This is a genomic window from Youngimonas ophiurae (nom. illeg.) (assembly GCF_049803795.1).
Lineage (GTDB): Bacteria > Pseudomonadota > Alphaproteobacteria > Rhodobacterales > Rhodobacteraceae > Thalassobius.
In genome coordinates this window covers 105,235-128,578 of record NZ_JBNAGJ010000006.1, presented here as the reverse complement: position 1 = coordinate 128,578, position 23,344 = coordinate 105,235, and the positions used below count along the sequence as shown (strand labels likewise).

Here is a 23,344-nt window from a genome sequence, read left to right as displayed (position 1 = left end):
TTGCACCTCAGTCATTCGCACGCGGGAACAGGCCGCGCGGGCGCACCAGCAGGATAACGACAAAGGCCACATGCCCCGCCAGGATCTGCCATTCAGGATTGATTGCCGCGCCCAGAGCCTGCGCGACTCCGATCACGATACCGCCCGCCAGCGTACCCCACAGGCTGCCCAGCCCGCCGATAATCACCGCCTCAAAAGCGTAGATCAGGCGCGCAGGGCCGATGGAGGGGTCGAAATTGGCGCGGATACCCAGGTAAAGCGCCGCAATCGTCGCCACGACCATCGCAATCCCGGTGGCAATGGCAAAGACGTTCTGCGGACGAATCCCCATCAGCCCCGCCGTCACCGCATCATCCGAAGTCGCCCGGAACGCCCGCCCCAAAGCGGTGCGGTAAAACAGCTGGTTCAACCCGAAAATCACCACCACAGCCGAGGCCAGCGTCAACAGGGGCATCACCCCCACCGTCACCGGCCCCAGGGAAATCGAGGCAGCCTCGATCCCGCCGGCGGACAGTTTCTGACTGTCGGCGCTGAACCCCTCCAACAAGGCGTTCTGGATCACGACCGACAAGCCGAAAGTCACCAGCAGCGGCGGCAGAATATCATCGCCCAGCACCCGGTTCAGAACCCATGTCTGCAAGGCCCAGCCCAGAACGAACATCACCGGCGCAGCGATCAGAACCGCCAGAAACGGATGCAGCCCCAGCGCCGTCGCGGCCATCAGGATCAGGAACGCGCCCAGCACGATCAGGTCTCCATGAGCCAGATTGACCAGCCGCATAATGCCAAAAACCAGGCTCAGACCCGCTGCGAACAGGGCGTAAAGACCGCCTAGCAGGATGCCCTGCACGATTGTATCGACCCAGATCATGCGCTTACTCCGAAATAGGCGTTGTGGATGTCGTCGCGTGACAGCTCTGCCGGGGTGCCTTGCAGGGTGACGCGCCCCTCCATCATGCAATAGACCCGGTCGGCCACTTTCAGTGCCTGACCGATGTCCTGCTCCACCACGACAATCGAGGCCCCGCTTTCCTTGATCTTCGGGAAAGAGGCGTAGATCTCCTTGATCACCACCGGCGCCAGACCCAGGCTGATTTCATCGCACAGCAGCACCTCGGGGTTGGACATCAGCGCGCGGCCTATGGCCACCATCTGCTGTTGTCCGCCCGACAGGGCGGTGCCCGGATGATGGCGACGCTCGCGCAGGGCGGGCACGATGTCATAGACGGTTTCCAGCGTCCAATAGCCGTTGCCCTTGCGCTTATGCGCACCAATCATCAGGTTTTCCTCGACGCTGAGCGAGGGAAACAGCTTGCGTCCCTCGGGCACCATGGAAATCCCGCGCTCCAGCACCTCGGGCGCACTGAGCGCGCCAATATTTTCACCGTTGAACCGGATCGCATCCGGCGCGTGGGGCAACAGGCCGGTGATGGCCCGCATCAGCGTGGTTTTGCCCGCGCCATTGGCCCCGATGATCGCCACGGTTTCCCCCCGGCGCAGTTCGATATCGACGCCGAACAGGGCCTGGAAATCCCCGTAATGCGCCGTCAGATCGTGCGTGGACAGTAGAACGTCGCTCATACTTCGATCCCCAGATAGATTTCCTTGACGGCGCGGGCCTCCATCACCTCGGCGGGCTCGCCAATCATCAGCATCTGGCCGAAATTCAGCACCATCAGCCGCTCGACCACCGAGGTCAGCGCGTGCAGTACATGTTCGATCCAGATGATCGCGGTGCCCTCGGCATGGATGCCCTTGATCGTGTCGATCAATGCGCCGCATTCCGCGTCCGTTAACCCGCCCGCGATTTCATCCAGCAGGATCAGGCGCGGCGAGGTCGCCATCGCCCGCGCCAGTTCCAGCCGCTTGCGTTGCAGCAGTGACAACCCGCCCGAGGCGCTCTCGGCCTCGTCCGCCAGGCCGGTGCGGTCCAGAATATCCATGCAGAACTGCCCGGCCTCGGCCCCGTGATGCCCGCCGCCGAATTGCGCCGCGACCATCAGGTTTTCGTAGACGGACAGATGCGTGAAGGGCTGCGGAATCTGGAAGGACCGCCCCACCCCCGCCTGCACCCGCTGCATGGGCGTGTCGCGTGTCACATCGCGCCCATCCAGCACGATTTGCCCCGCGTCGGCACGGATATTGCCCGTGATCAGGTTAAAGAGCGTCGATTTCCCGGCCCCGTTGGGGCCGATGATCCCCAAAGCTTCGCCGGGGGCCACGTCAAAACTGACGTCATCGGTGACCTTGAGCGCGCCGAAGGATTTCGACACGGAGTTCAGTGAAAGTATGGACATGTGCGCGTTTCCTATTGCAGGCACCGGCGGCACCACCGCCGCCGATGCCTTGACCTCAGGCGATGGCTTCGAAAGCGCCGCCCACCGGAATGTCCGGGGCGTTGCCGTTTTCGACGATCACAAGGTCATAGCTGCCATCGTCCTGACGCCGCCATTGACCGCCCACCAGCGGGGTCTTGGCCACGTTCTTGCGGGCAAAAGGCGGCAGGTTATCCTTGCCCCAGCCGATGTTGCCGACCACCGTGTTCAGGTTCGTTGCGGCCACGGCCTCGGCCAGCGCGTCGCCATCGGTGGGGTCATCCGCGCGTTTGATCGCATCGGCGGCCACCTCGAACAGCGCATGGGTAAAGCCCACCGGCTGGGTCCAGCGGCGACCTGCCGCGGCCTCGAACCCGGCGGCCAGATCGCGGTTGCTTTCGCCGGTCAGGGACGAGCTGTAGGGGAATTCCGGGGTCCAGTAGACCTCGCAGCTGAGATTATGGCCCAGATCGCCCAGCTGCCCGATGGTTTCGGGGAACAGCAGCGCCTTGGCAACCGAGGCAATCTTGGGCGTGAACCCCTGCTGGCGTGCCTGCGTCCAGAACGTGGTGAAATCCGGCGGAATCGGGATGCCGGTGAAAATGTCGGCATTCGCCTGTTTGAACGCGTTGATCTGCGCGCTGAAATCGTCGGTCAGGTTCTGATACCGGCCCGGATCAATCACCTGATAGCCCGCCGCAGCCGCAGCCGGTGGCATTCCGACACCGCTAGACCAGGCGTTGCCGTCGCCGTCATTGGGCCACAGCGCGCCCAGCACCTTATTGGTATCCAGACTGTTCCACATGTTCAGGAAAACGCTGACGTTATCCTCCAGCCCCCAGAAGAAGTGGTACACATAATCGAATTCCTGCCAGCTGGCCGGATCGCCCGGATTGCCCTGCTGACCGATGAACCACGGCTGCCACGGCGCGACCGAGGAAATCACCGGCACTTCTTCGGCTTCGGCGATGGTACAGACAGGGTTTGTGGTTTCCGGCGTCGAGGCAACGCAGATCAGGTTCACCTCATCGCGGACGATCAGTTCACGCGCCACATCGGCGGCGCGGTTGGGGTTGGACTGGCTGTCCTTGACCACCACCTCGACATTCAGGCCCTGAGCCGCCGCCGTCTTGGTGAATTGCGCGATCATATAGTCGTCGGCCTCGGAAAAAGCCGACAGAGGCCCCGATTGCGGGCTAACATAGCCGATCTTGATTGGCGTGTTCTTGGCCAGGGCCGGCATGGCCAGGGTGCTGGCTGCCGCGGCAGCCCCGGTTTTAAGCAGTGTACGTCTGGTAAGCATCTTGTCTCCTCCCTGATGCGATTGTGTTTGATCACTCCGTTGGCCGCGCGCCCTCCCAGGCGCGTTGCAGCAAGGCCCGAATTGCCGGGCGCTCCACGGGGCGCGGGTTCCAATAGGGGTTTTGCGTGGCCAGATCGGCGGCCCTGTCCAGATCCGCCACGTGCAGGCCCAGATCTTTCAACGCCAGAGGCGCACCCAATCGCTTGGCAAAGTCCCATAGGCCGGCGCCCAGATCCCCCCCGAACAGATCCGCCAGGGGCCGGGTTTCCGCCTCGGCTGCGGAGGCGTTGAAGGCCGCTGTGTGCGGCAGCATGATCGCGTGGGTTTCGGCATGGGGCAGATCGAACGAGCCGCCCAGCGTGTGGCAAATCTTGTGATGCAGCGCCATGCCGACGGTGCCCAGCACCGTCCCACACAGCCACGATCCGTACAGCGCCTGCGCGCGGGCGGCCATGTCCTGCGGCTGCTCTACGATCACCAGCAGCGCGTCGCGCAACGCCCGCACGCCCTCGACCGCCTGTAGCGAGGACACCGGGTTGCGATCCTGCGCATAGACGGCCTCGACCGCGTGAGCCATCGCGTTCAGACCCGAGGTCACGCTCATCGCGACCGGCAGGCCCAATGTTAGCGCCGGGTCGTAGATCACGACCTCGGGCAGTACGCGGGCGTCCCGCAGCGTGGTTTTCAGTCCGTCCTCGGTCTGGCCCAGAATCGGCGTCACTTCGGACCCGGCATAGGTCGTTGCCACCACGATCTGCGGACAATCGTTCCGATAGGCGATCGCCTTGCCCAGGCCGACAGTAGACCCGCCCCCCAAAGCCACAACGCAATCGGCTCCGGCCTGCTTATAGGCATCAAGCGCCTGTTGCGTCACAGAAACGGGCGTGTGCATCGCGGCCTGCGCGAAAACGCCCGCCGCCAGATCGCCCAGATCCGCCGCCAACGCCTGCGCATCCGCCGCCTGAAACGGCGTCGAAAGGATTAGCGCCCGCGCGCAGCCCTGGCTGCGGATTTCCTCGGCGACCTTGGTCAGAGCCCCCTGCCCGAACACGATCCGGGCAGGGTTCAGGTTACATGTGAAGGCTGTCATCATGATCGGCGGCCCGGTTACTCGGCCGCCAGCGCCGGAGCGCCGGTCAGATGCAGTTCTTTCATCACCTTGGCAAAACGCGTCTGCAATGCCTCGGGGCTGTTGGCCGTCACCGCGACATAGAAATCGGGGCGGATCAGCACGTATTTGGCGTCAATCTCGTCCAGCCATGCCTTGAAGGTGCCTTGGGCATCCACCACGTCACACGCACCGCCGGGGGCGCAGATCTGCACCGTCATCCCGTCCAGTGCTGCCAGCTGGGCGCGCTGTTCTTCGGTGATGGCCTGCGCCGGATCGGCCTCATAGCCCAGCAGAACCCAGCCCTGCCCCACGGCCTGATCAAAGCGGTCCCGTTTGCCGTTCGCCTCGACAACGCCCTGCACCGCCAGTTCCCCGGCATGAGCACTGTCCGCGCACCAGGCCCCCTGCCCCAGCTGGCAGATATCCGTGGGCACCGGCGCGTTGTTGCGCTCGGCCAGTTCGGCAATCATGCGCGCGTCGCGCTCGGCGGCCTCTTGTTCATCCGCGATACAGATGATCTGACCCAGTTCCTGGCTGAAGTTGATGTAATGCTTGGCGTGCTCTTTGCGCTCGGTCGTGTAGCTGTCCAGAACATCCAGCCCGTATTTGCCCTCAAGCACCCCGTTCAGACGCCAGGCCATGCCCACGGCATCGCGTACCCCGGCGCACATGCCCTCGCCTGCGAAGGGCGGCATCAGATGGGCCGCATCGCCCCCGATCATGCAGCGCCCCTTGTTCCATTGCTTGGCCCAGCGGGCCTGGAACCGATAGACAGCACTGCGTTCAAGCTCGGAGTTCTCGGGCGTGATGCCCCACGGCGCCAGCAGTTCCCATGCTTTTTCGGGCTTTTGCATTTCGTCAATGTTTTCGCCGGGCAGCAGCATGTATTCCCAACGGCGGCGGGCCGGACCTTTGGGATCGGGCCCCGGACCACCGGGAACGATGGTGGTCGGGCGTTTGGGGTCGCACAGCTGCCACTGTGCCGGATCGGGCGCGCTGGCGGCGACATAATCGAAATTCGGGATCATATCGAGGATCAGCCAGTCAAAGAAATAGCCCTTGTCCTCGTTTTCGATGCCCAGGCTTTCCCGCACGAAACTGTTTGCCCCATCGGTCCCGGCGCAGAACTTGGCCCGGATCACCTTATGCTCGCCATTCGAGCCGTATTCCTCGGGGTTTTGTTTCAGCGACAGGGTGACGCCTTCGCTGTCTTGCTCAAGGCCAACACCTTCCCAGCCGCGCAGGATGGTAATATCGGGCAGCGTCGCCGCGATCGCCAGCAGACGTTTTTCCATCAGAGGCTGATTGAACCAGTAACGCACCCGCCAGCCGCTGGCCGATTGGCTTTGCCAGTCAACGATGCTCAGGTTCTGACCGTCGCGGTTTTTCCAATAATACAGTTCGTCATGGAAACTGATCGCATCGTCGTTTTCGGAATCGATACCCAGAGTCGCGAAAATCCGCGCGATCTCGTGGTCATAGGTGACAGCGCGCGGCAGTCCGTAATGCGTTGTCCAACGCTCGATCAAGGTGACCTTCTTGCCGCGCTGCCCCAGCAGGATCGCCAGCAATGTCCCCACCGGCCCTGCGCCCACAATGGCCACATCGGTGTCAAAACTATCCTTCGCGGATGAAACGCTCATTCTTTCTCCTCCTCGCGCCGGTGGCCCCTTCCCCAAAAGGGGGCGCCAACCTAAGTCCCATTCCCGCCGGTCCGTCCTTCCAGCTGGATTTCCTAAAGGCTGTAGTAAAAATGAATCATCGTCAAGTTTGAATAATCGTCATTATTTTCCCCTGCATCCCTGCCCGGATTTCAGGAATTTTTATGTTATATATCAGTAGCTTGATTGGAGTTTATCGCATCCGAATCCTCTCCTGATCAGAGATACGTCAGTTGCATTGATGTAATTGTGACTGCGCTCAAAAATGAATATGATTCGGGTATGAGCAAAGCACGAGGAATCATGGCACAGAAGGCCCAACCCACCGAAGGACGCGTCGCCCGCAGGCAACGGCGTAACCGCGCCGCCCTGATCGAGGCCGCACGAGACATCATGTCCGAGAAGGGCGTGGACTCCACAACCATGCTTGAAATCGCCGAACGTGCCGATGTCGGGGCCGGGACGGTCTACAATTATTTCAAGTCCAAGGACGAGCTGGCCATCGCCGTTCTGGAGGATCTGATGCACGATCTGGCGCTGCGCATCGAGGAAATCACAAACACATTCGAAGACCCCGCGCAGGTCTATGCCTTCGGCATCCGCACCGTTCTGGACACCGCAACCGAGGATTCCCGGTGGGCCCAGATGCTGCACCGATCAGAGGTGATCGCAGACGCAATGTTTCGCAAAATGGGCCCGTTCGCGATCCGCGATATGCGGCTGGCCTCTCAGGCCGGGCGGTTCGAAGTCGCCAATGCCGAGCTGGTCTGGCGCATGACCACGCACGCGCTGATCGGGGCAAGCCTGGGCATCACCAACGGCACCATCCCCTCTGGCAGCAAAGAGCAGATCATCGCCCGGCTGCTGTGCATGACGGGAATCGGAACGAATGCCGCCATCGAGCTGGCCGCCAGACCCCGCCCCGAACTGCCGCAGACATAGGAATTTGCAATGCGTCCGGGCGGGCCCGCTGGCACATAAGAAAGCCTCGGCATCCTGTGTGCGGCCGCCCTTGGACGCATGGTCCAGCCCCAAAGGCGCTGGACCCACAGTGTTTAACGGACCTGTGTCAGCCCCTTAATGCGCGATCATCACATGGCGCACCGTCGAGTAATCCTCCAGCGCATAGGACGACATGTCCTTACCATAGCCCGATTGCTTCATGCCCCCATGCGGCATCTCATTGGCCAGCATGAAATGCGTGTTCACCCAGGTGCAGCCGTATTGCAGCTTTGAGGCCACCTGCATCCCTTTCGAAACGTCCTTCGTCCAAACCGACGAGGCCAGGCCATAATCGCTGTCATTGGCCCATGTGATGGCCTCGTCCGCATCGTCGAAACGGGTCACGGACACCACGGGGCCAAAAACCTCGCGCCGGACGATCTCGTCGGTCTGAAGCGCGCCCGCAACCACCGTCGGTTTGTAGTAATACCCCGGACTGTCGGGAATTTCGCCGCCCGTTGTGATCTCGATATGGTTGGCCTCGCGCGCGCGGGCCACAAAGCTGGCCACCCGGTCACGCTGACGCAGTGAAATCAGCGGGCCGATTTCATTGAGGCTATCGTCCTGCTGACCATAGGGAATATCCGATACGGTGGCCGTCAGATCGGCGACGAATTTGTCATAGATTTCGCCCTGCACATAGACACGGCACGCCGCAGTGCAATCCTGCCCCGCATTGTAGAAACTGAACGCGCGCAGCCCCTCGACCGTGGCCTCCAGATCGGCATCGTTGAACACGATGACCGGGGCCTTGCCCCCCAGTTCAAGATGCGTGCGTTTGATCGTCTTATTCGCGGCCTCTAGGATTTTACGCCCGGTCGCGATATCGCCAGTAAGCGAAATCATCGCCACTTTCGGATGGTTGATCAGCGCAGAGCCAACGGTTTCGCCCCGTCCGAGGATAATGTTCACCACGCCTTCGGGCAGCACATCGGCAAAGATTTTCGCCATGGCCAGCGCCGTCAGCGGGGTTTGCTCGGACGGTTTGAACACCACCGTATTGCCCGCACCAATCGCCGGCGCAATTTTCCACGCCATCATCATCAGCGGATAATTCCACGGCGCGATAGAGGCAACGATACCGATGGGATCGCGCCGGATCATCGAGGTGTGCCCTTCCAGGTATTCCCCGGCCACCGGCCCGGTCATGCAGCGCACGGCACCGGCAAAAAACCGAAAGCAATCGACAATCGCCGGCAGCTCATCCCCCAGCGCCAAGGGGCCGGGTTTCCCGCAATTCAGCGATTCCAGCCCGGCAAGAGTATCCGCCTCTGCCTCGATCCGGTCCGCGATCTTCAACAGATAGGCCGAACGGTCGGCAGGCGTGGTACGCGACCAGCGCTCAAAGGCTTTCTCTGCCGCAGAAACGGCCTCTTCAACCTGTGTCAGCGAGGCTTCGGGCAAGGTGGTGATGATCTCGCCCGTGCGCGGATTGAGGATATTCTCCTCTGTCTCGGTGCCGGAAACGAGCTTTGCGCCAATCAGCATTTGCGTGTCCATGGGTGTCTCCCTGTTCATTATTCGGGTCTTTATTTTTCAGAACCGGCGGTGTGTTCGCCGTCTTTTGTCAGGTAATAAGCCGCCAGGATCGGAAGGATCGTCACGATCACGACAGCCATGGCAACCACATTGGTCACGGGGCGCTGACGCGGGCGAACAAGCTCTTCGAGCATCCAGATCGGCAGGGTGGTCTGATTGCCCGCAGTGAAGGTGGTGACGATGACCTCATCGAAACTGAGGGCAAAGGCCAGCATTCCCCCCGCCAGCAAAGCGGTTGCGATATTGGGCAGAATCACCAGCCGGAACGTCTGAAGCCCATCTGCACCCAGATCCATCGCCGCGTCGATCAGCGCCCCCGAGGTCCGCCGGAACCGGGCCACCGCATTGTTGTAGACGATCACGATACAGAAGGTCGCGTGCCCCAAAACGATGGTCCAGGTGCTGAATGGAATCTCCAGAAGAGAAAACGCAGACCGCAGCGAAATCCCGGTGATAATCCCCGGCAAGGCAATGGGCAGGATCACCAGCAGCGAAATGGTTTCACGCCCAAAGAACCTGGACCGGGCCACCGCAGCGGCTGTCAGCGTTCCCAGGATCAGCGCCAGAACGGTGGAAATCGCGGCGACTTTGACGGACAGCGCCATGGCCTCCCAGACATCGCTGCGGCCCAATGTGACGCCGATCCATTTCGTCGTGAAACCGGGCGGCGGCCATTGAAAGCTCTTTTCCTCGGTCGAAAACGCATAGAGAAAAATCAGCGCGATAGGAGCCAGAAGGAAAAACAGACCTCCGAAAGCAGCCAGTTTCAGGCCCAAAGGTGACCGGGTATCAGAGTGCATCGAAAGCCCCCATTTTGCGCGCGCCCCAAAGGTAAACCCCCATGATCACGATCGGCACCACGGTAAAGGCCGCAGCCAGCGGGATATTCCCGGCGGTGCCCTGCTGGGTATAGACCGCCTGACCGATGAAAAGGCGCGAATTGCCAACGATCTGCGGCACGATGTAATCGCCCAGCGTCAGGGAAAAGGTGAAGATCGACCCGGCCACAACACCCGGAAGCGCCAGCGGAAACAGCACCATGCGAAAGCTCTGCTTTGGTGTGGCCCCCAGATCGGCGGCGGCCTCGGTCAGGTCTTTGGAAACCCGCTCCAGCGCGGCCTGTACCGGGATGATCATGTAGGGCAGCCAGATATAGAGAAACACCAGAAAGGTGCCGGTATAGCTGACCGACAGGGAATTGCCGCCAATCACCGGGATCGACAGAATGCCATCCAGAAGCCAGGTCAGGTGCAGCTTGGCAAAGACCCAGTTCAGAATGCCCTCTTTTGCCAGCACCAGTTTCCAGGCGTAGACCTTGACCAGATAGCTTGACCACAGCGGCAGCATCACCCCGATGTAGAACAGCGCCTTCCATTTTCCCGTGGCATACCGCGCCGCAAAATAAGCGATGGGAAAGGCGATAATGGCGGCCGCCACGGTAACCGCAGCAGCCATGGCAACGGTGCGGACGATGATGTCCAGATTATAGGGCCTAAGCAGTTCGCCATAGGTTTTGAACGTGAACTCATGCACGATAATGCCTGAGAACTCGTCGATCGAGAAAAAGCTCTGGATCAGCAGCGCGATCAGCGCGCCGATATAGACGATCCCCAGCCACAGCGTGATCGGCAGCACCAACAGGAAAACGAACATACGCGGATGACGGATGATCCAGTCCACCATGCGCGCCAGAGGGCCGGAACGCGGGGCGAAAATCGCAGCATTTGAGGTAAGATCGCTCATGCGCCCTGCCCCATGATATGCACCCGCGTCGGATCCCACGAGATTTTTGCCACTTCGCCCACATCCGGCGCCGCCTCATGGGCAGAGACCAGAGCAGTGATGCTCTGCCCGCCCAGATCAAGCGAAAGCTTGGTAACGCGCCCGTGGAAATAGCGGCCGGTTACCGTGGCCTCGCGCCCGGCCGGGTCCAGCACCACATCTTCGGGACGCAGGGAAATCCACTGCCCCGCCGCGCCCGCTCCGACCAGATCGGCCGGCAACACATTGGACGAGCCGACAAAATCCGCCACAAAACGCGTGTCGGGACGGCGGTAGATGTCCTCGGCCGTGCCGACCTGTTGAATTTTACCGTCAGCAAAGACCGCCACACGATCAGCCATCGACAGGGCCTCGTCCTGATCATGGGTCACAAAAACAAAGGTCAGGCCAAGCGCGCGCTGCAATTTACGCAGCTCTTCCTGCATTTGTTCGCGCAGTTTCAGATCCAGCGCCCCCAGGGGTTCATCCAGCAGCACCACCCGCGGCTTATTCACCAAAGCACGGGCCAGAGCCACCCGCTGACGCTGCCCGCCCGACAGCTCTCCGGCGCGGCGGTTGCCATACCCGCTAAGTTCGACAAGCTCCAATGCCTCTTCGGCGGCGCGGTGGCGTTCGGCCCGGCTGATGCCCTTGACCCTCAGCCCAAAGGCCACGTTGTCCCGCACGTTCATGTGCGGGAACAGCGCATAGTTCTGAAACACGGTGTTTACGTTGCGCAGATAGGGCGGCACGCCCTCGGCGCGTTCGCCAAAAATCTCGATATGTCCTGCGGTCGGTTGCTCGAACCCGGCGATCAGGCGCAGACAGGTGGTTTTGCCGGAACCGGACGGCCCAAGCATGGCAAAGAATTCGCCGTCCTGGATCGACAGATCGACCTCGTCCACGGCTTTTACGGTTCCGAAATGGCGCGACACGCCCCGGAAGGTTACGGCATCAGTCATTTTTGGTCTTTCAAAGAGAGCCCGGACCCAGGAAGAGGCAAGGGTCCGGGCTGATTGGGTGAAATCAGCGGCCGCCGATCACACCGATATAGTCGGACACCCAGCGGTAATAGGGCACGCAGGTGCCCTGGCTTTCACAGCGCGACACCGGAGTCTGCCAGAACTTGATCTTGTCGAAATCGTCCAGACCATTGGCCGAGCAGCCCTCGGCGGTCTGCATCCCCGATCCGTCCGAACAGGCAGAGGGCACGGACGGCACGGCACCAAACCACACTGACAGATCGGATTGCAGGTTAGAATTCAGCGAGTGTTCCATGAACATATAGGCGCAGTTCGGGTGCTCTGCCTCGGAATGCAGCATAAGCGTATCGGCCCAGCCGGTTGCGCCCTCTTCGGGGATCACAGAGGACACCGGCACACCGTCGGCCTTCAGCAGGTTGACCATGAACGGCCAGGAAGACGAGGCGACCATGCCCTCGTTCTTGAAGTCGTCAATCTGGATGAAGGCATCGTGCCAGTAACGCGACACCAGCGTGCGCTGGGTCCGCAGCAGATCAAGCGCAGCGGCGTATTGGTCCTCGTTCAGCTCATAGGGGCTGGTGATGCCCAGCTCTGGCTGATGCGCCATCAGATACATCGCGGCATCGGCCACATAGATCGGCCCGTCATAGGCCTGCACCCGGCCCTTGTTGCTTTCGCCATCGGGAAGGGTGACTTCCTCGAAGACCACGTTCCAGCTGGTCGGGGCCTCATCGAACACCTCGGTGTTGTACATCAGCACGTTCGGCCCCCACATGAACGGCGTGCCGTAATGCGTGCCCTTGACCGTGTGCCAGGGGGCCTCTTTCAGGCGGTCATCGACCCGCGCCCAACTGGGGATCAGATCGGTGTTGACCGGCTGCACACGTCCGCCCGCGATCAGCCGCAGCGACGCATCGCCAGAGGCCGTCACAAGATCGAACCCGCCTTCGTTCATCAGCGCGACCATCTCATCAGAGGTGTTGGCGGTCTTGATCTCGATCTTACAGCTGGTGGCCTCTTCGAACTTGCTTACCCAGTCAAAGGCCGGATCGGTTTCGCCGCGCTCGATATAGCCCGGCCAGGCAACGATAGAAACGGTGCCTTCGCCCGCGCCCAGTTCGGTCATCATATCGGCGGCGTGCAGCGGAACGGTGGTGGCAGCGGTGAGCGCAAGGCCCGACACGCATACCTTGAAAATCTGTTTCATAATGGCTTTCCCTGTTGCGACGGGAGTTCAAACTCCCTTGCGCTCAAGCCTGTAAAACTCTGCCCGGTTTCACAAATTCAATTCTCTGGTTTTGGGTATCGGAAAAATTGATACCAAGAAATTACTTTGTGTTTTTATGGGTTTGCGCCGCCTGAATAAATTCACGCGTTACCCGTTTCAGCGGTGCACCCTTTCGCCAGACGGTTCCAACCTGCACAACAGGTAGGCTTCCGGACACATCTCTGGACACAATTCGATCACCTTCGAGAGACCAGCGCCGATAGACCATCTCGGGCAGCAGTGCGATTCCCGCCCCCGTCGCCACCAAGGAACGCACCGCCTCGACCGAGCGGGTGCGGAACGCCACCCGCGGACGCGCTCCAAACGCCGAGAGCAGTTTCCGGGTGGGTTCTTCGATTTCGTCGATGCGCAGCATAATCATCTGTTCATCGGTCAGATCCTCGATCGACACAGAGGGCCGCGTCGCCAGATCATGCCCATTCGGCAACCAAAGCTGATAGGGCGAGGTATCAAGGATTTCGGTGTGCAGCGCCATGCGGTCACGCATGTTCGTTGTCACCATCACGGCGACGTCCAGCTCGCCGCCGACCAGAAGATGCTCCAGGTAATCGCCCGTATCCTCCAGCGCTGTCACCTCTACCTGCGGATTGGCGCGGCGGAAACGGGCAAGAATATCGGACAGGACATAGCCCGCCACCAGCGATGTCACCCCAACATGCAGCGTCCCTGTCAGGGCCTCACCCTCTTGCGTAAGCGCGTGGCGCGCATCAGACACCCCCGCAAGAATCCCCGTGGCGTGGCGCAGAAACTGATGCCCCTTATGCGTGATATCAAGCCCGCGCGGATGGCGGGTGAAGAGCGGCACGCCCAGATCGGTTTCCAATTCGCGGATCGCCTCGGTGACGGCGGATTGCGAAATCGCCAGGGCCTGGGCCGCGCCCGACACGGTGCCATTTTCCGCAACGGCGACAAAATACCTAAGTTGTTTGAATGTGAACGCCATCGGGCCTGTCCGCTGCGGGCTGGGAGGGGGATAGCCCCATCTCTGCCCGTCCGCCCGCCGCTTTGCAAGCCACCTTCAATCCGCCGCGCGGCCCATCCCAAGCCCGCGACAACACCGTGGCCATCGACTTTCAGGCCCCCAGCCCCTCAAGAATGGCTTTCGTCCCCGCCATCCGATCCAGCGAGCTGCCAAGATGCGCGCGCCAGCGGGGGCCGACAGTCAGCGCATGAGTATAGGCCCTGAACAGATCATCGGGCCGGTCTTCGGCCAGTGCCTCAATAAGAAAGGCCGCCTGTTCCCGATCTTTCGATGACTTCAGCCGCCCCTCTCCGCCCCGGCGGCGATCGGCGACGATCAGCTTGTGGATCGCATAGCGCTCAGGGCGCGGCACCTGAACAAGGATCCCCGAACGGTACAGGGCCGCAGCGTGAAGAGGCTCGGCGATCAGAAAGTTAAGATAGTTCAGCGCCTGCGCACAAACGCCCAGGGCCGGCAGGTCACGGATGGTTTCATGGCCGAAAGCAGGGGTCAGGAACTCGACCAGCTGGCCGCTGCCCCCCTGCGCCCATCGCCAGGTCCGCCCCCGGTCAAGCCCCGGAACAGGCGCGAATTTCAGGGTCGAGAATGTCTGCGCCAGCCCCGGATCAACCTGATCTTGCAGCGCGACACTCAGCTTTTCGAACTGGGCAATGTCGATATCGCCGGTATTGGCCATACCGCCCAGAGGCAGGCGAACACCAAGCTCGCCCTCATAGAGCCGGAACGCATTCGTACCGACAAGCGTACCGCCCAGCCGGAACGTCCCCGCCCCGGCCATCGCCGAGAGGATCGAGCCAGTCGCCCGATCCGTCGGCGTCATGCCCTCCGCGCGCAGCAGCCGAACCAGACGAGACCGCTCGGCCTGACGCTCTTTGGCCGTGGCGCGCAGGTCTTCGATACGGTCAATGCGGGTGCGGGTTTCCTCTGAATCTTCTCCAATATAGAAGAAGCGCATTGCCCGCCCGACCCGGCGCGCCGCATACCAATAGGCCTTATCCCCACGGGTTTTGAGCGTCGGCTTGCCCTCGACACCGGATAGGGCATCGTCCTTCAAAAGCCGCACAAGATCGGTGTATGCGCTCATTGCGATACTGCTGAGAGGGGCCATACCTATCACTTTCTGGTTTTGCTTGGCATAATATACCTATCAAAACTATAAATTGCTAGGCAAGAGCGAGCAAGCATCGTCAAGGCCATCCGTAACGCCCAGGAATACCTGCGGTTCAGACCTGGTTAGAGAAGGCGAACCTCGGCCGCCGTGACCCGGCTGACCAGCGCGCCAGTGTTCGCAGCACGATAGAGCGGCCGGGGCGGGCGGGCGGTCTCGTCCACATTCCGCTGCACCCAGTTTTTGGCTTCCATCGTTTTCAGCGACTGCGACAAAGCCCGGTCCGAAATCGTGTGCAGGTTTCGCTTGATCTCATTGAAATGGCTGGGCCTGTGGAGAGCCGTCAGCACCGGCACCGTCCAGGACCGGCGCAACAGGCCCTGATCCTCGTCAGCGGTGACATTTAGGATTTTGCTGGCGATGGTCGCAGCCGTAACACCATGTTTTGTCAGGCGAAATTCGGGGCGCAGCGGGTGGCCGTAACCGGGGTTCCGCTCTAACAGGCCTATAGAAATCAAATGTTCCATGCTCTGCGCGAATGCCGTCCGGCTTGCGCCAGTGGCGGCCAGAAGCGGCGCCTGCCGCCCAGCGACACCCGCGTGCAACTGCGCCAAAATCGGTATGGTCCAGGCCCTTGAGGTGGTGTTGACAAGTGTCTTAATGTCCATAATGTATAGTTAATATAATTTCACAACAAAGGAAATACTATGTCGCTAGTTTCATTGGACAACACCATCACTATTTCGTTTTCGGTCAGCGATCGCCATGCAAGCGCCGAGTGGTTCAAAACGATGCTGGGGTTTGACACGATCTATCATGCAGACGAGGCCGGATGGTCAGAGCTGCAAACCAATACGACCGGGGTGACGATAGGCCTGGGCGAACACACGAAACCTGCCCCCGGAAATTGCGTCCCCGTCTTCGGCGTCGCCGATCTGGACACGGCACGGCAAAAGCTGGAACAGGCCAAGGTGCAATTTGACGGTCCAACCGATGTCGTCGAAGGCATGGTCAAGACAGCAACCTTCTATGATCCGGATGGCAATGCCTTCATGCTGGCCGAGGATCTGACAGGCGCCCCCTAGGCAGCCCTGCGTTTCTGCTGGTGCCGGTTGCCCGCAATCGGCCCGTATTATTTCTCTGACAATTCAAGATCCGGCAAATCCCGCAGGCTCTGCAAATCGAATGTGGTCAGAAACGTCTCAGTCGTCACAAATGTATGCGGCGCTCCGGGGCGCGGAGAGCGCGGGCCAGAGGCGATCAAATCCTTATAGCGCAGCCGGGCCAGCAGGTCGCGGCTGACGTCCTTTCCGAAGATGTCCTTCAGCCCCGCCCGGTCAATCGGTTGATGATAGGCAATCGCGCACAGCACCCCCATCTCCATCTCGGTAAAGGACAGCGATGGCGTGCCCAGATCGGCGGCCGCTTTGATGGCATCGGAAAACTGCGGACGCGTCCGGAACATCCAGCCGCCGGCGACTTCGATCAGCTCATAGGGACGACCCGTCAGCTGGGCCCGGATGTCCTCGATCAGCAGCTCAACCGAGACCCCCTGCCCCACCACGCGCGCCAGGTCTTCACGCCCGACGGGCGAGGCGCTGGCAAAGAGCACTGCCTCGATCCGGCCCATCCATTCGCGCCAGCGCAGTTCCTGAGGCAGATCATCAAGCTCGCGGTCAAAGACAGCCCCCCCCTCATCCGCCGGTTTGCGCTTCCTGCTCGCGGCCGTCATGGCGCAATCCCATAAAGCCGGAACGTGGGCCGCCCGGTCAGCTCTCGGGCCACGCCCAGCTCGACCAGCCGGTCGCAGAACCGCCGCGCGGCGCGATCGGTCATGGGGATGTTCGTCCCCTGAATGCGCGGTGACAGCATCGAGGCCGGGGCCACGGCATCCTCGGTCAGGAACAGCTCGACCGCCGCCGCCGCCCCCTTTGCCCGCAGCTTCGGCGCCACGGAACGCAGCGCCCCTGCATAGCGGGCCAAATCCCGCGCCTGCCGGATCAGCGCCTCGGCAGCATCGAGAATCCGCCCCTGAACCGCCAGTTCGCCCCCCGGTCCCGGCGCGGTCAGGTCCCGCAGTGCCTTCTTGGTCAGCCGGCTTGCAGAGATCGGCAGCACGACCCGCCAGTTCAGCGCCCGCGCCAGAACAATGTCCGACAGCAAACAGGCCACGCGCTCGGCCCGGTCATCAGCGTCAAGCACCCGGCGCAAAACGGACACGCACCCCGCAAGAGGGCCGTGGGTGCTGGCCCGTTCGTGGCCTTCGTGCAGCCAGACATGCGCCTCGGCCGCCAGCGCCGCCCCGATCAAAGCCTCCAGCGCATCTGTCCGGCCGCCCCTCAGACGTACGGATCGGCGCCAGAAGGCCAGCAGATCGCCATCCGGCCCCCGCGCCTCGCCGGGGGGCGTCAGGTGATAGGCGTCGCGGATATCCGTCTCTCGTGCCAGCCGTCCCTCCAGTTTCGAGGTCGCCGTCGCCGCGCTCAGCGCCAGCCGGTTCGCAAGCAGCGGCACCGGCACACCATGTCTGGCATCGCCAATCAACTGGTCCAGCACCAGCAGCACCGCCCCAGACCGAAAGGCCATGTTTTCAGGGGTTTGCCCACGAAAAGAGGGAACCCAGCCGGGGGTCTGTGGCAGGGTGTTCAGCGGGTTCAAGAGCGTGGCCATCTGCTGTGTCATACCGCAACATTAGCCTCTCTGAACGGTGTTGCCTACCGCACCGATTACAGTGAATAACGCGCCAGCTTTGCAAGCTCACCAAGCGCTGTTCCAGCCGAGCTCTCTTGCAGGCCCGGCGTAATCCAGAGGTTGCCCCCCCTGCTGCAACTGCGCCCCTTCTTTGTCCAGGCCTTGGACAAGATACCAGAAGCCGGGCGGATATAAAGACAGGCAAACACGGCTCTGGCACGAAACTGAAAAGCCACAGAAAGCACGCGGCGTCCTGTGGCTGTTTTTACACGGTCGATCGGGTGTTCAGGCGATCAGGATTCGTCGCGAATTCCGTTGCGCAGCAGACCCACGCCCGAGATTTCCACCTCGCAGACATCACCCGGTTTCATGTACAAACGCGGCTCGCGGAAGCGGCCCACACCGCCCGGCGTGCCCGTGGCGATGATGTCGCCCGGCAGCAGTTTGGTCACCGTCGAACAATAGGCGATGATCTCTGGGATCGAGATCGCCAGATCGTCGATGGTGGTCGATTGCACCTCTTGGCCGTTCAGACGCGTTTTCAGGGATTGCGCTTCGATATCAGGCACTTCATCGCGTGTCACAAGCGCAGGCCCCATCGAGCCCGTGTCATCAAAGCTTTTGCCCGGCCAGAACTGGCTGGTGTGAATCTGATAGTCGCGGATCGAGCCATCATTGAACACGCTGTAACCCGCGATATGGTCCCAGGCATTGGCCGCACTGATGTGCCGGCCTTCTGTGCCGATGATCACGGCCAGCTCGCCCTCATAGTCGAAATCAGGGCTGGCCTTGGGGCGGATCAGATCCACATCATGCCCCAGAACCGACGACGGGTAGCGGGTGAAAATCGACGGATGTTTGGGCTTTTCACGGCCCGTTTCCTTGATGTGGGACATATAGTTCAGGCCGATACAGATGATCTTGTCCGGGTTCGGAATAGGCGAGCGCAGCGTCACATCCGCCAGCGCATAAACGGTGCCATCGGCCACGGCCATCTCGGGCACTGCATCCGCCGCCAGAACGGCGCGCAGATCCGCATATTTGGCACTCAGAGCCGCACCGGCGGCGCGGATCGTATCGCCCTCCAATACACCATAGCCCTGGCTGCCATCACTCAATTCAAAAGACACAAGCCGCATCTGGGGTCCTCCTCGCGGGTTTCAAAGGGTCGGCCCGGCCTAATCCGAGCCAGTCCGGCAACAAAGCCAGACGGAGAAATCGTTCATTCAGTGAACGCCTGCTGTGCCACCATGCGCTGCTCGGCCAGATCGCTTTTGCCCCGTCCGGACAGCGTAAACCCGCCCAGCATCTCGACCACGGGAAGATCGGACAAAGCGTTGATAATATGAAACATTGTCGGAACCTGATCAAAGGTCGAGCGGGTGAATTCCAGCTCGGCTTCGCCCGCTTGATACTGCACGATACGCGACGGGGTGGCGGGCGGACTGGGGCTTAGCATGACACGGGTACGGGACTGATGCGGCCCGTCCTGCCCCATCGGCGGCATATAGGCATAATGCAACGTGCCATCGCTGGCCGGGGCCTTGGGCGGCTTGGCCGGGGCCAGCCCGTGCAATCGCATCCGGAAAAACCCATGCCCATCCCAGGACGCCCGGCAACTGCGCGTTGTGCCCACCTGTTCAGGCGCGGGCAAATCGGCATAGAGCTTGTTAAAACCCAACTCTTCGCGCCCGCTTAGAATGGGTTCGGGACGGTTTTCCCACAGCACCGTCAGCAACGGGCCGCGCAGCAGCTCATCCGCGCCGGTAAACACCACTGGCAGCTTTACGCCCAGCATCGAATAGGACCGGCCGGCCAGCCATTGCAGATCCTGCAAGATCGTGTGTTCCACGGTCACAACAGGATCACCATCCAGCGCAAACCCCTGCGGTAACAGCGGCTCAAGCGCCTCTGCCGTGGACAGGAACCGCGCGCCCATCACCTCGAACGGAGCATCCTGCCCGTCATAGCGCTGCCCATGCGGCCCCTGTCGCGGCCCCACGGTTGGGCCGAACAGAACCGGCATCCGATACCGTGCCTTGGGATCGAACCGAAACCCCGCCATTATGCGCCCCCCCGAACGGAATCCAGCCACGGGCAGTTCGGTGCCCGTACGCCACGCCGCGCAAGATCCAGCCGCATGTCCTCCAGCCGCTTGCGCTGCGCCTCTTCCATATATGTCCGGTCGTGGCCCCACAGGCTGGGCCCGTCGAATGTTTCATGCGGCTCCCAGGTTTCAGGATCAATGACCCGCCCGCCAAACCCGGTTTCGATAAAAAACCCCGAGGGCGTATGCGTATAAAAGCTCATCATATAATCATTGGTGTGCCGGCCCAGCGTATAGGCCAGCCGCCCCTCTTCGATACTGGCCAGATCATAGCCCTGCCCCACATCGTCAAGCGCCTGATATTCCACCATGAAATGGTGGAACCCCTGATGCCCCAGCCCCACCATGGCAAAGCTGTGATGCCGCCCGTTGACATGGAAGAAATACAAAGGAAACGGAGCCAGCGCATAATCCGAAATACGAAACCCAAGCAGGTCCACATAAAAGGGCAGCAACGCAGTGGCATCGCGTGCCTTCAGCACCGCATGGCCCATGCCCAAAGCCCCCGTTTCAAACCCCAGGATCGGACGGCCCGGCACGAAAGGATCGTCGGTACTGTGCTGGCCGCAAAACGCCTCTAACTGGTTGCCTTCGGGGTCTTTGAACCGGATCAGCTGCGTGACAAACCGTTCATCCGTCAGCGCCGTACCGGCCAACTCTACCGCGACGCCCGCGTTTTCCAGGCGGCTGGCCAGGGCGTCCAATGCGGCGGGGCTGTCTACCTCCCAACCCATGAAACCCAGGCCTTCGCCTTCTTCTCCGGTTACCACAAGCCGCTGCTTGCGATCGTCCATGCGGAAGGCGCGCGTCTTTCCGCCTCGGTCCACCTGCTGCATCCCAAGCAGCCCCGTTGCATAATCCGACCAGTCCTGTCCCTTAGTCGAATTGATCCCGATATAGCCTAAAGACCTGATTTCCATAACGCCCTCCAATGCGTGAAACTCCCAGCCCCATCACGCGGGTTTTGCGCGGGGCGCTCAAGATCGGTAACCGCCCGGTTCACCGAATGAACGGAACAGTCCCGCCGGCATGAAAAAACGGGCGCCGAAACGCCCGCTTTGCCCCTTGATTTTATGCGATCATTCGCCCATTGTGGCCAGGAACGCGTCATAGATCGCCTGACCGTTTTCGGTATTCGCAATCCACTGGTCGATGGCCGGCTGAGTCGCCTCTTTCCAGGCGGCCACAGTGGCCGCGTCCGGGGTGGTGATGGTCAGCTTGCCTGCCTTCACCGCATCCGCACGCACAGCGTTGTTCACCCCGTCGAACGCCTGCCCAAAGGCCGTCGCAAAGGCCGCACCCGAGAACTGATCGACTGCCGCTTTGCCCTGCTCTGACAGGCCTTCGTATTTGGACTTGTTCATCACCACCATCAGCGGGCTGGTGCCCATCGGCACCTCAAGAATATTGTCGACGGCTTCCATGATACGGAAGGATTTCAGCGCGTTCCATTCGTTGAACGAGCCATCAATCAACCCGCGCGAGATGGATTCCGCAATGGTCGGCGCGGTGATTCCGCCCACGGGGACAGCGCCCATTTTTTCAATTGCGACCAGAAGGTTAGGTGAGGAAGCGCGGAAGTTCTTGCCATCCATATCGGCGGGCATCTTGATCACCGATTTCGACGCGATCGTCTGCGGCGCGGTGGTGAAAATACCGATGATTTTGAACTTGTCGAAATCGCCTTCCAGCATTCCCTGTTCAAACAGGCTCCAAATCGCTTCGGAACCGGCCTGCGAGCTGGTCACGGTAAAGGGCAGCTCGCCCACGGTCACGCCGGGGAACACACCGGGGTTATAGCCGGGCACGATAAAGGCAATATCGGCCACCCCATCCGCCACCATTTGCAGCTGCTGCGCGGGCGAACGGCCCAGCGTACCGCCGGGGAACATCTTGATCGTGACATCCCCACCCGAGGCTTCGGACACGTTCTTGGCCCACTCGGGGAAGACGTTCTTGGTCAGGAACGCGACGGGGGGTTCAAAGCTGGAAAAGCGCAGCATTTCCGCCCAGGCACCGCTGGCCATCGTCGAGGACAGCGCAATCGCCGCCGCAGTCAGTTTCATCAGTTTCATGTGGTTTCCTCCCTGGAAGTCCTGTTGTTTACTGAGGGGTGAAGGTAGCCGCACCGGGTGTCAGCCCGATGCGTTTTGATGTAACGGTCCACTGTGTGAACAGCGGTTCACAGCAGCACGCTGGGCAGCCACAGCGTCAGCCAGGGGAAGCTGACCAGGATCACCAGCCGCACGATGTCGGCCAGGAAAAATGGCAAAATCCCCTTATAGATCGTCTGAAGCCCGATATCCCGGCGCAGGGCGTTCAGGACCATGACGTTGATCCCGATGGGGGGCGTGATCATGCCGATCTCAATCACGATGACGTTGATGATACCCCACCAGACCAGATCGAAACCCAGATGCTGCACGACCGGGATCACGAAAGGCAGCGTGATGATCATCGCCGCCACCTCGTCGAAAAACGCGCCAAGGAAGATGTACAACAGCAGCAGCATCGCGATCACGCCCATCGGCGGCAGGTCCATCGCCGCAATGCCGTTCACGATGATCGAGGGCGCATCCGTGATCGCCATGAAATACGAGAAAATCGTGGCCCCAAACACCATCACATAGATCATCGCCGTCGAGGCCGAGGCCTGCACCAGAACACTGGTCAGCTCCTTCCAGTTGAACCCGTGGCGGGCGACCAGAAAGATAAACGCCACCACAACGCCCACGGCGGCTGCCTCGTTCACGGTGAAGATCCCCGAATAGATCCCCCCCAGCACGACAACCGACAGAACGACAACGCCCCATCCTTTGCGCAATGCGGCCAGCCGCTCTTTCATCGGTAGTTTTTCAATCGTCGCGGCGGCATTGGGATTATAGATCATCGTCGCCCGCACGGCGCCCATATACAGGATCACCGCCAAAACAGCTGGGATCAGGGCAGCGGTGAACAGCTCGACCACGAATTGTTCGGTCAGGATCGCATAAAGCACGATAATCGTGCTGGGCGGCACGATGATCCCCAGCGTTCCCCCCGCCGCAATCGCCCCTGTGGCCAGCGACGGATCGTATTTGCGCTCCAACATCTCGGGCAGGGCCACGCGGCCAAAGGTGGCCGTTGTCGCCACGCCCGAGCCGCAGACAGCTCCGAACCCGCCACAGCCCAGCACCGTTGCCGTCGCCAGCCCGCCCTTGCGATGGCCGATAAAGGCATGGGCGATATTATACACGTCATTGGCCAGCCCTGCCGCAGCAGCCAGATTCCCCATCAGCATGAACAACGGGATCACCGCCAGGTTCAGGTTCGTCAGCGTCGAGGCCGGTTCAGAAGCCAGCAACGACAGCGCCGGCCCCCAGCCCACAACCATGGCAAAGCCGGTCACCCCGACAAAGCCCATGGCAACCCCGATCGGCACATGCAGCGCGATCAACCCCAGCATCATGGCAAAGCCGATACCGGCAATAAGTAGCGGATCCATAGCTCTCTC

At 61.2% G+C, this 23,344-nt stretch carries 23 protein-coding genes; 2 read left to right on the top strand and 21 right to left on the bottom strand.

What is annotated here, in order from left to right; genetic code table 11:
* Window positions 1–7: 7 nt before the first annotated feature.
* From ACP15O_RS14090 to mhpA, 6 genes are read right to left on the bottom strand one after another with little or no spacing between them, the layout of a single operon-like run.
* Entirely contained in the window at window positions 8–871 is an 864-nt protein-coding gene (locus ACP15O_RS14090) for a branched-chain amino acid ABC transporter permease (protein WP_425096753.1), read from the bottom strand.
* Window positions 868–1,581 (bottom strand): ABC transporter ATP-binding protein, encoded by a 714-nt coding sequence (locus ACP15O_RS14085; RefSeq protein WP_425096752.1) that lies wholly within the window; start codon window positions 1,579–1,581, stop codon window positions 868–870. The genes ACP15O_RS14090 and ACP15O_RS14085 overlap by 4 nt, the downstream gene beginning before the upstream one ends.
* Window positions 1,578–2,297 carry an ABC transporter ATP-binding protein gene (locus ACP15O_RS14080; RefSeq protein ID WP_425096751.1) on the bottom strand — a complete coding sequence of 240 codons (720 nt, stop codon included), beginning with the start codon at window positions 2,295–2,297 and terminating at the stop codon, window positions 1,578–1,580. Before ACP15O_RS14080 ends, ACP15O_RS14085 begins: the two co-directional genes overlap by 4 nt.
* A 55-nt stretch (window positions 2,298–2,352) precedes the next feature.
* Window positions 2,353–3,618, bottom strand: a complete 1,266-nt coding sequence (locus tag ACP15O_RS14075) for an ABC transporter substrate-binding protein (protein WP_425096750.1) — start codon at window positions 3,616–3,618, stop codon at window positions 2,353–2,355.
* Between the two features lie 31 nt (window positions 3,619–3,649).
* Window positions 3,650–4,708 carry a maleylacetate reductase gene (locus tag ACP15O_RS14070; protein WP_425096749.1) on the bottom strand — a complete coding sequence of 353 codons (1,059 nt, stop codon included), beginning with the start codon at window positions 4,706–4,708 and terminating at the stop codon, window positions 3,650–3,652.
* A 17-nt stretch (window positions 4,709–4,725) separates the two neighbouring features.
* On the bottom strand, window positions 4,726–6,372 hold the full coding sequence (gene mhpA / locus ACP15O_RS14065; protein ID WP_425096748.1) for a bifunctional 3-(3-hydroxy-phenyl)propionate/3-hydroxycinnamic acid hydroxylase MhpA: 1,647 nt from the start codon (window positions 6,370–6,372) through the stop codon (window positions 4,726–4,728).
* Window positions 6,373–6,693: 321 nt separating this feature from the next.
* Between mhpA and ACP15O_RS14060 the strand changes: the two genes are divergently transcribed.
* Window positions 6,694–7,332 (top strand): TetR/AcrR family transcriptional regulator, encoded by a 639-nt coding sequence (locus ACP15O_RS14060; RefSeq protein ID WP_425096747.1) that lies wholly within the window; start codon window positions 6,694–6,696, stop codon window positions 7,330–7,332.
* Window positions 7,333–7,467: 135 nt separating this feature from the next.
* On the opposite strand, the gene ACP15O_RS14055 is transcribed toward ACP15O_RS14060, so the two are convergent.
* The 8 genes from ACP15O_RS14055 to ACP15O_RS14020 all read right to left on the bottom strand — a co-directional run bounded on the left by ACP15O_RS14055 (window position 7,468) and on the right by ACP15O_RS14020 (window position 15,580).
* On the bottom strand, window positions 7,468–8,892 hold the full coding sequence (locus tag ACP15O_RS14055; RefSeq protein WP_425096746.1) for a gamma-aminobutyraldehyde dehydrogenase: 1,425 nt from the start codon (window positions 8,890–8,892) through the stop codon (window positions 7,468–7,470).
* A gap of 29 nt (window positions 8,893–8,921) precedes the next feature.
* Window positions 8,922–9,731 carry an ABC transporter permease gene (locus tag ACP15O_RS14050; RefSeq protein ID WP_425096745.1) on the bottom strand — a complete coding sequence of 270 codons (810 nt, stop codon included), beginning with the start codon at window positions 9,729–9,731 and terminating at the stop codon, window positions 8,922–8,924.
* A complete protein-coding gene (locus tag ACP15O_RS14045) occupies window positions 9,721–10,674 on the bottom strand; it encodes an ABC transporter permease (protein WP_425096744.1) in 954 nt (317 codons plus the stop codon). Before ACP15O_RS14045 ends, ACP15O_RS14050 begins: the two co-directional genes overlap by 11 nt.
* On the bottom strand, window positions 10,671–11,654 hold the full coding sequence (locus ACP15O_RS14040; protein ID WP_425096742.1) for an ABC transporter ATP-binding protein: 984 nt from the start codon (window positions 11,652–11,654) through the stop codon (window positions 10,671–10,673). Before ACP15O_RS14040 ends, ACP15O_RS14045 begins: the two co-directional genes overlap by 4 nt.
* 64 nt (window positions 11,655–11,718) lie before the next feature.
* Entirely contained in the window at window positions 11,719–12,882 is a 1,164-nt protein-coding gene (locus tag ACP15O_RS14035; RefSeq protein WP_425096740.1) for an ABC transporter substrate-binding protein, read from the bottom strand.
* A 121-nt stretch (window positions 12,883–13,003) separates the two neighbouring features.
* Window positions 13,004–13,906, bottom strand: coding sequence for a LysR family transcriptional regulator (locus ACP15O_RS14030; RefSeq protein WP_425096739.1), 903 nt, complete (start codon window positions 13,904–13,906; stop codon window positions 13,004–13,006).
* Between the two features lie 130 nt (window positions 13,907–14,036).
* Window positions 14,037–15,029, bottom strand: coding sequence for a nucleotidyltransferase family protein (locus ACP15O_RS14025; RefSeq protein ID WP_425096738.1), 993 nt, complete (start codon window positions 15,027–15,029; stop codon window positions 14,037–14,039).
* A gap of 149 nt (window positions 15,030–15,178) precedes the next feature.
* Window positions 15,179–15,580, bottom strand: coding sequence for a winged helix-turn-helix transcriptional regulator (locus ACP15O_RS14020; protein WP_425096737.1), 402 nt, complete (start codon window positions 15,578–15,580; stop codon window positions 15,179–15,181).
* Between the two features lie 180 nt (window positions 15,581–15,760).
* Between ACP15O_RS14020 and ACP15O_RS14015 the strand changes: the two genes are divergently transcribed.
* On the top strand, window positions 15,761–16,138 hold the full coding sequence (locus tag ACP15O_RS14015; protein WP_425096736.1) for a VOC family protein: 378 nt from the start codon (window positions 15,761–15,763) through the stop codon (window positions 16,136–16,138).
* A gap of 47 nt (window positions 16,139–16,185) precedes the next feature.
* On the opposite strand, the gene scpB is transcribed toward ACP15O_RS14015, so the two are convergent.
* The 7 genes from scpB to ACP15O_RS13980 form a co-directional block, all read right to left on the bottom strand.
* Window positions 16,186–16,785, bottom strand: coding sequence for an SMC-Scp complex subunit ScpB (gene scpB / locus ACP15O_RS14010; RefSeq protein ID WP_425096735.1), 600 nt, complete (start codon window positions 16,783–16,785; stop codon window positions 16,186–16,188).
* Complete coding sequence (locus tag ACP15O_RS14005) at window positions 16,782–17,735, bottom strand: DUF1403 family protein (RefSeq protein ID WP_425096734.1); 954 nt, start codon at window positions 17,733–17,735, stop codon at window positions 16,782–16,784. The genes scpB and ACP15O_RS14005 overlap by 4 nt, the downstream gene beginning before the upstream one ends.
* 302 nt (window positions 17,736–18,037) lie before the next feature.
* Window positions 18,038–18,883, bottom strand: a complete 846-nt coding sequence (locus ACP15O_RS14000; RefSeq protein ID WP_425096733.1) for a fumarylacetoacetate hydrolase family protein — start codon at window positions 18,881–18,883, stop codon at window positions 18,038–18,040.
* An 83-nt stretch (window positions 18,884–18,966) separates the two neighbouring features.
* Complete coding sequence (locus tag ACP15O_RS13995; protein ID WP_425096732.1) at window positions 18,967–19,809, bottom strand: acetoacetate decarboxylase family protein; 843 nt, start codon at window positions 19,807–19,809, stop codon at window positions 18,967–18,969.
* Window positions 19,809–20,771 carry a VOC family protein gene (locus ACP15O_RS13990; RefSeq protein ID WP_425096731.1) on the bottom strand — a complete coding sequence of 321 codons (963 nt, stop codon included), beginning with the start codon at window positions 20,769–20,771 and terminating at the stop codon, window positions 19,809–19,811. The genes ACP15O_RS13995 and ACP15O_RS13990 overlap by 1 nt, the downstream gene beginning before the upstream one ends.
* A gap of 159 nt (window positions 20,772–20,930) precedes the next feature.
* On the bottom strand, window positions 20,931–21,926 hold the full coding sequence (locus ACP15O_RS13985; RefSeq protein ID WP_425096730.1) for a TRAP transporter substrate-binding protein: 996 nt from the start codon (window positions 21,924–21,926) through the stop codon (window positions 20,931–20,933).
* 107 nt (window positions 21,927–22,033) lie between these two features.
* Complete coding sequence (locus ACP15O_RS13980; protein WP_425096729.1) at window positions 22,034–23,335, bottom strand: TRAP transporter large permease; 1,302 nt, start codon at window positions 23,333–23,335, stop codon at window positions 22,034–22,036.
* Window positions 23,336–23,344: the final 9 nt, after the last annotated feature.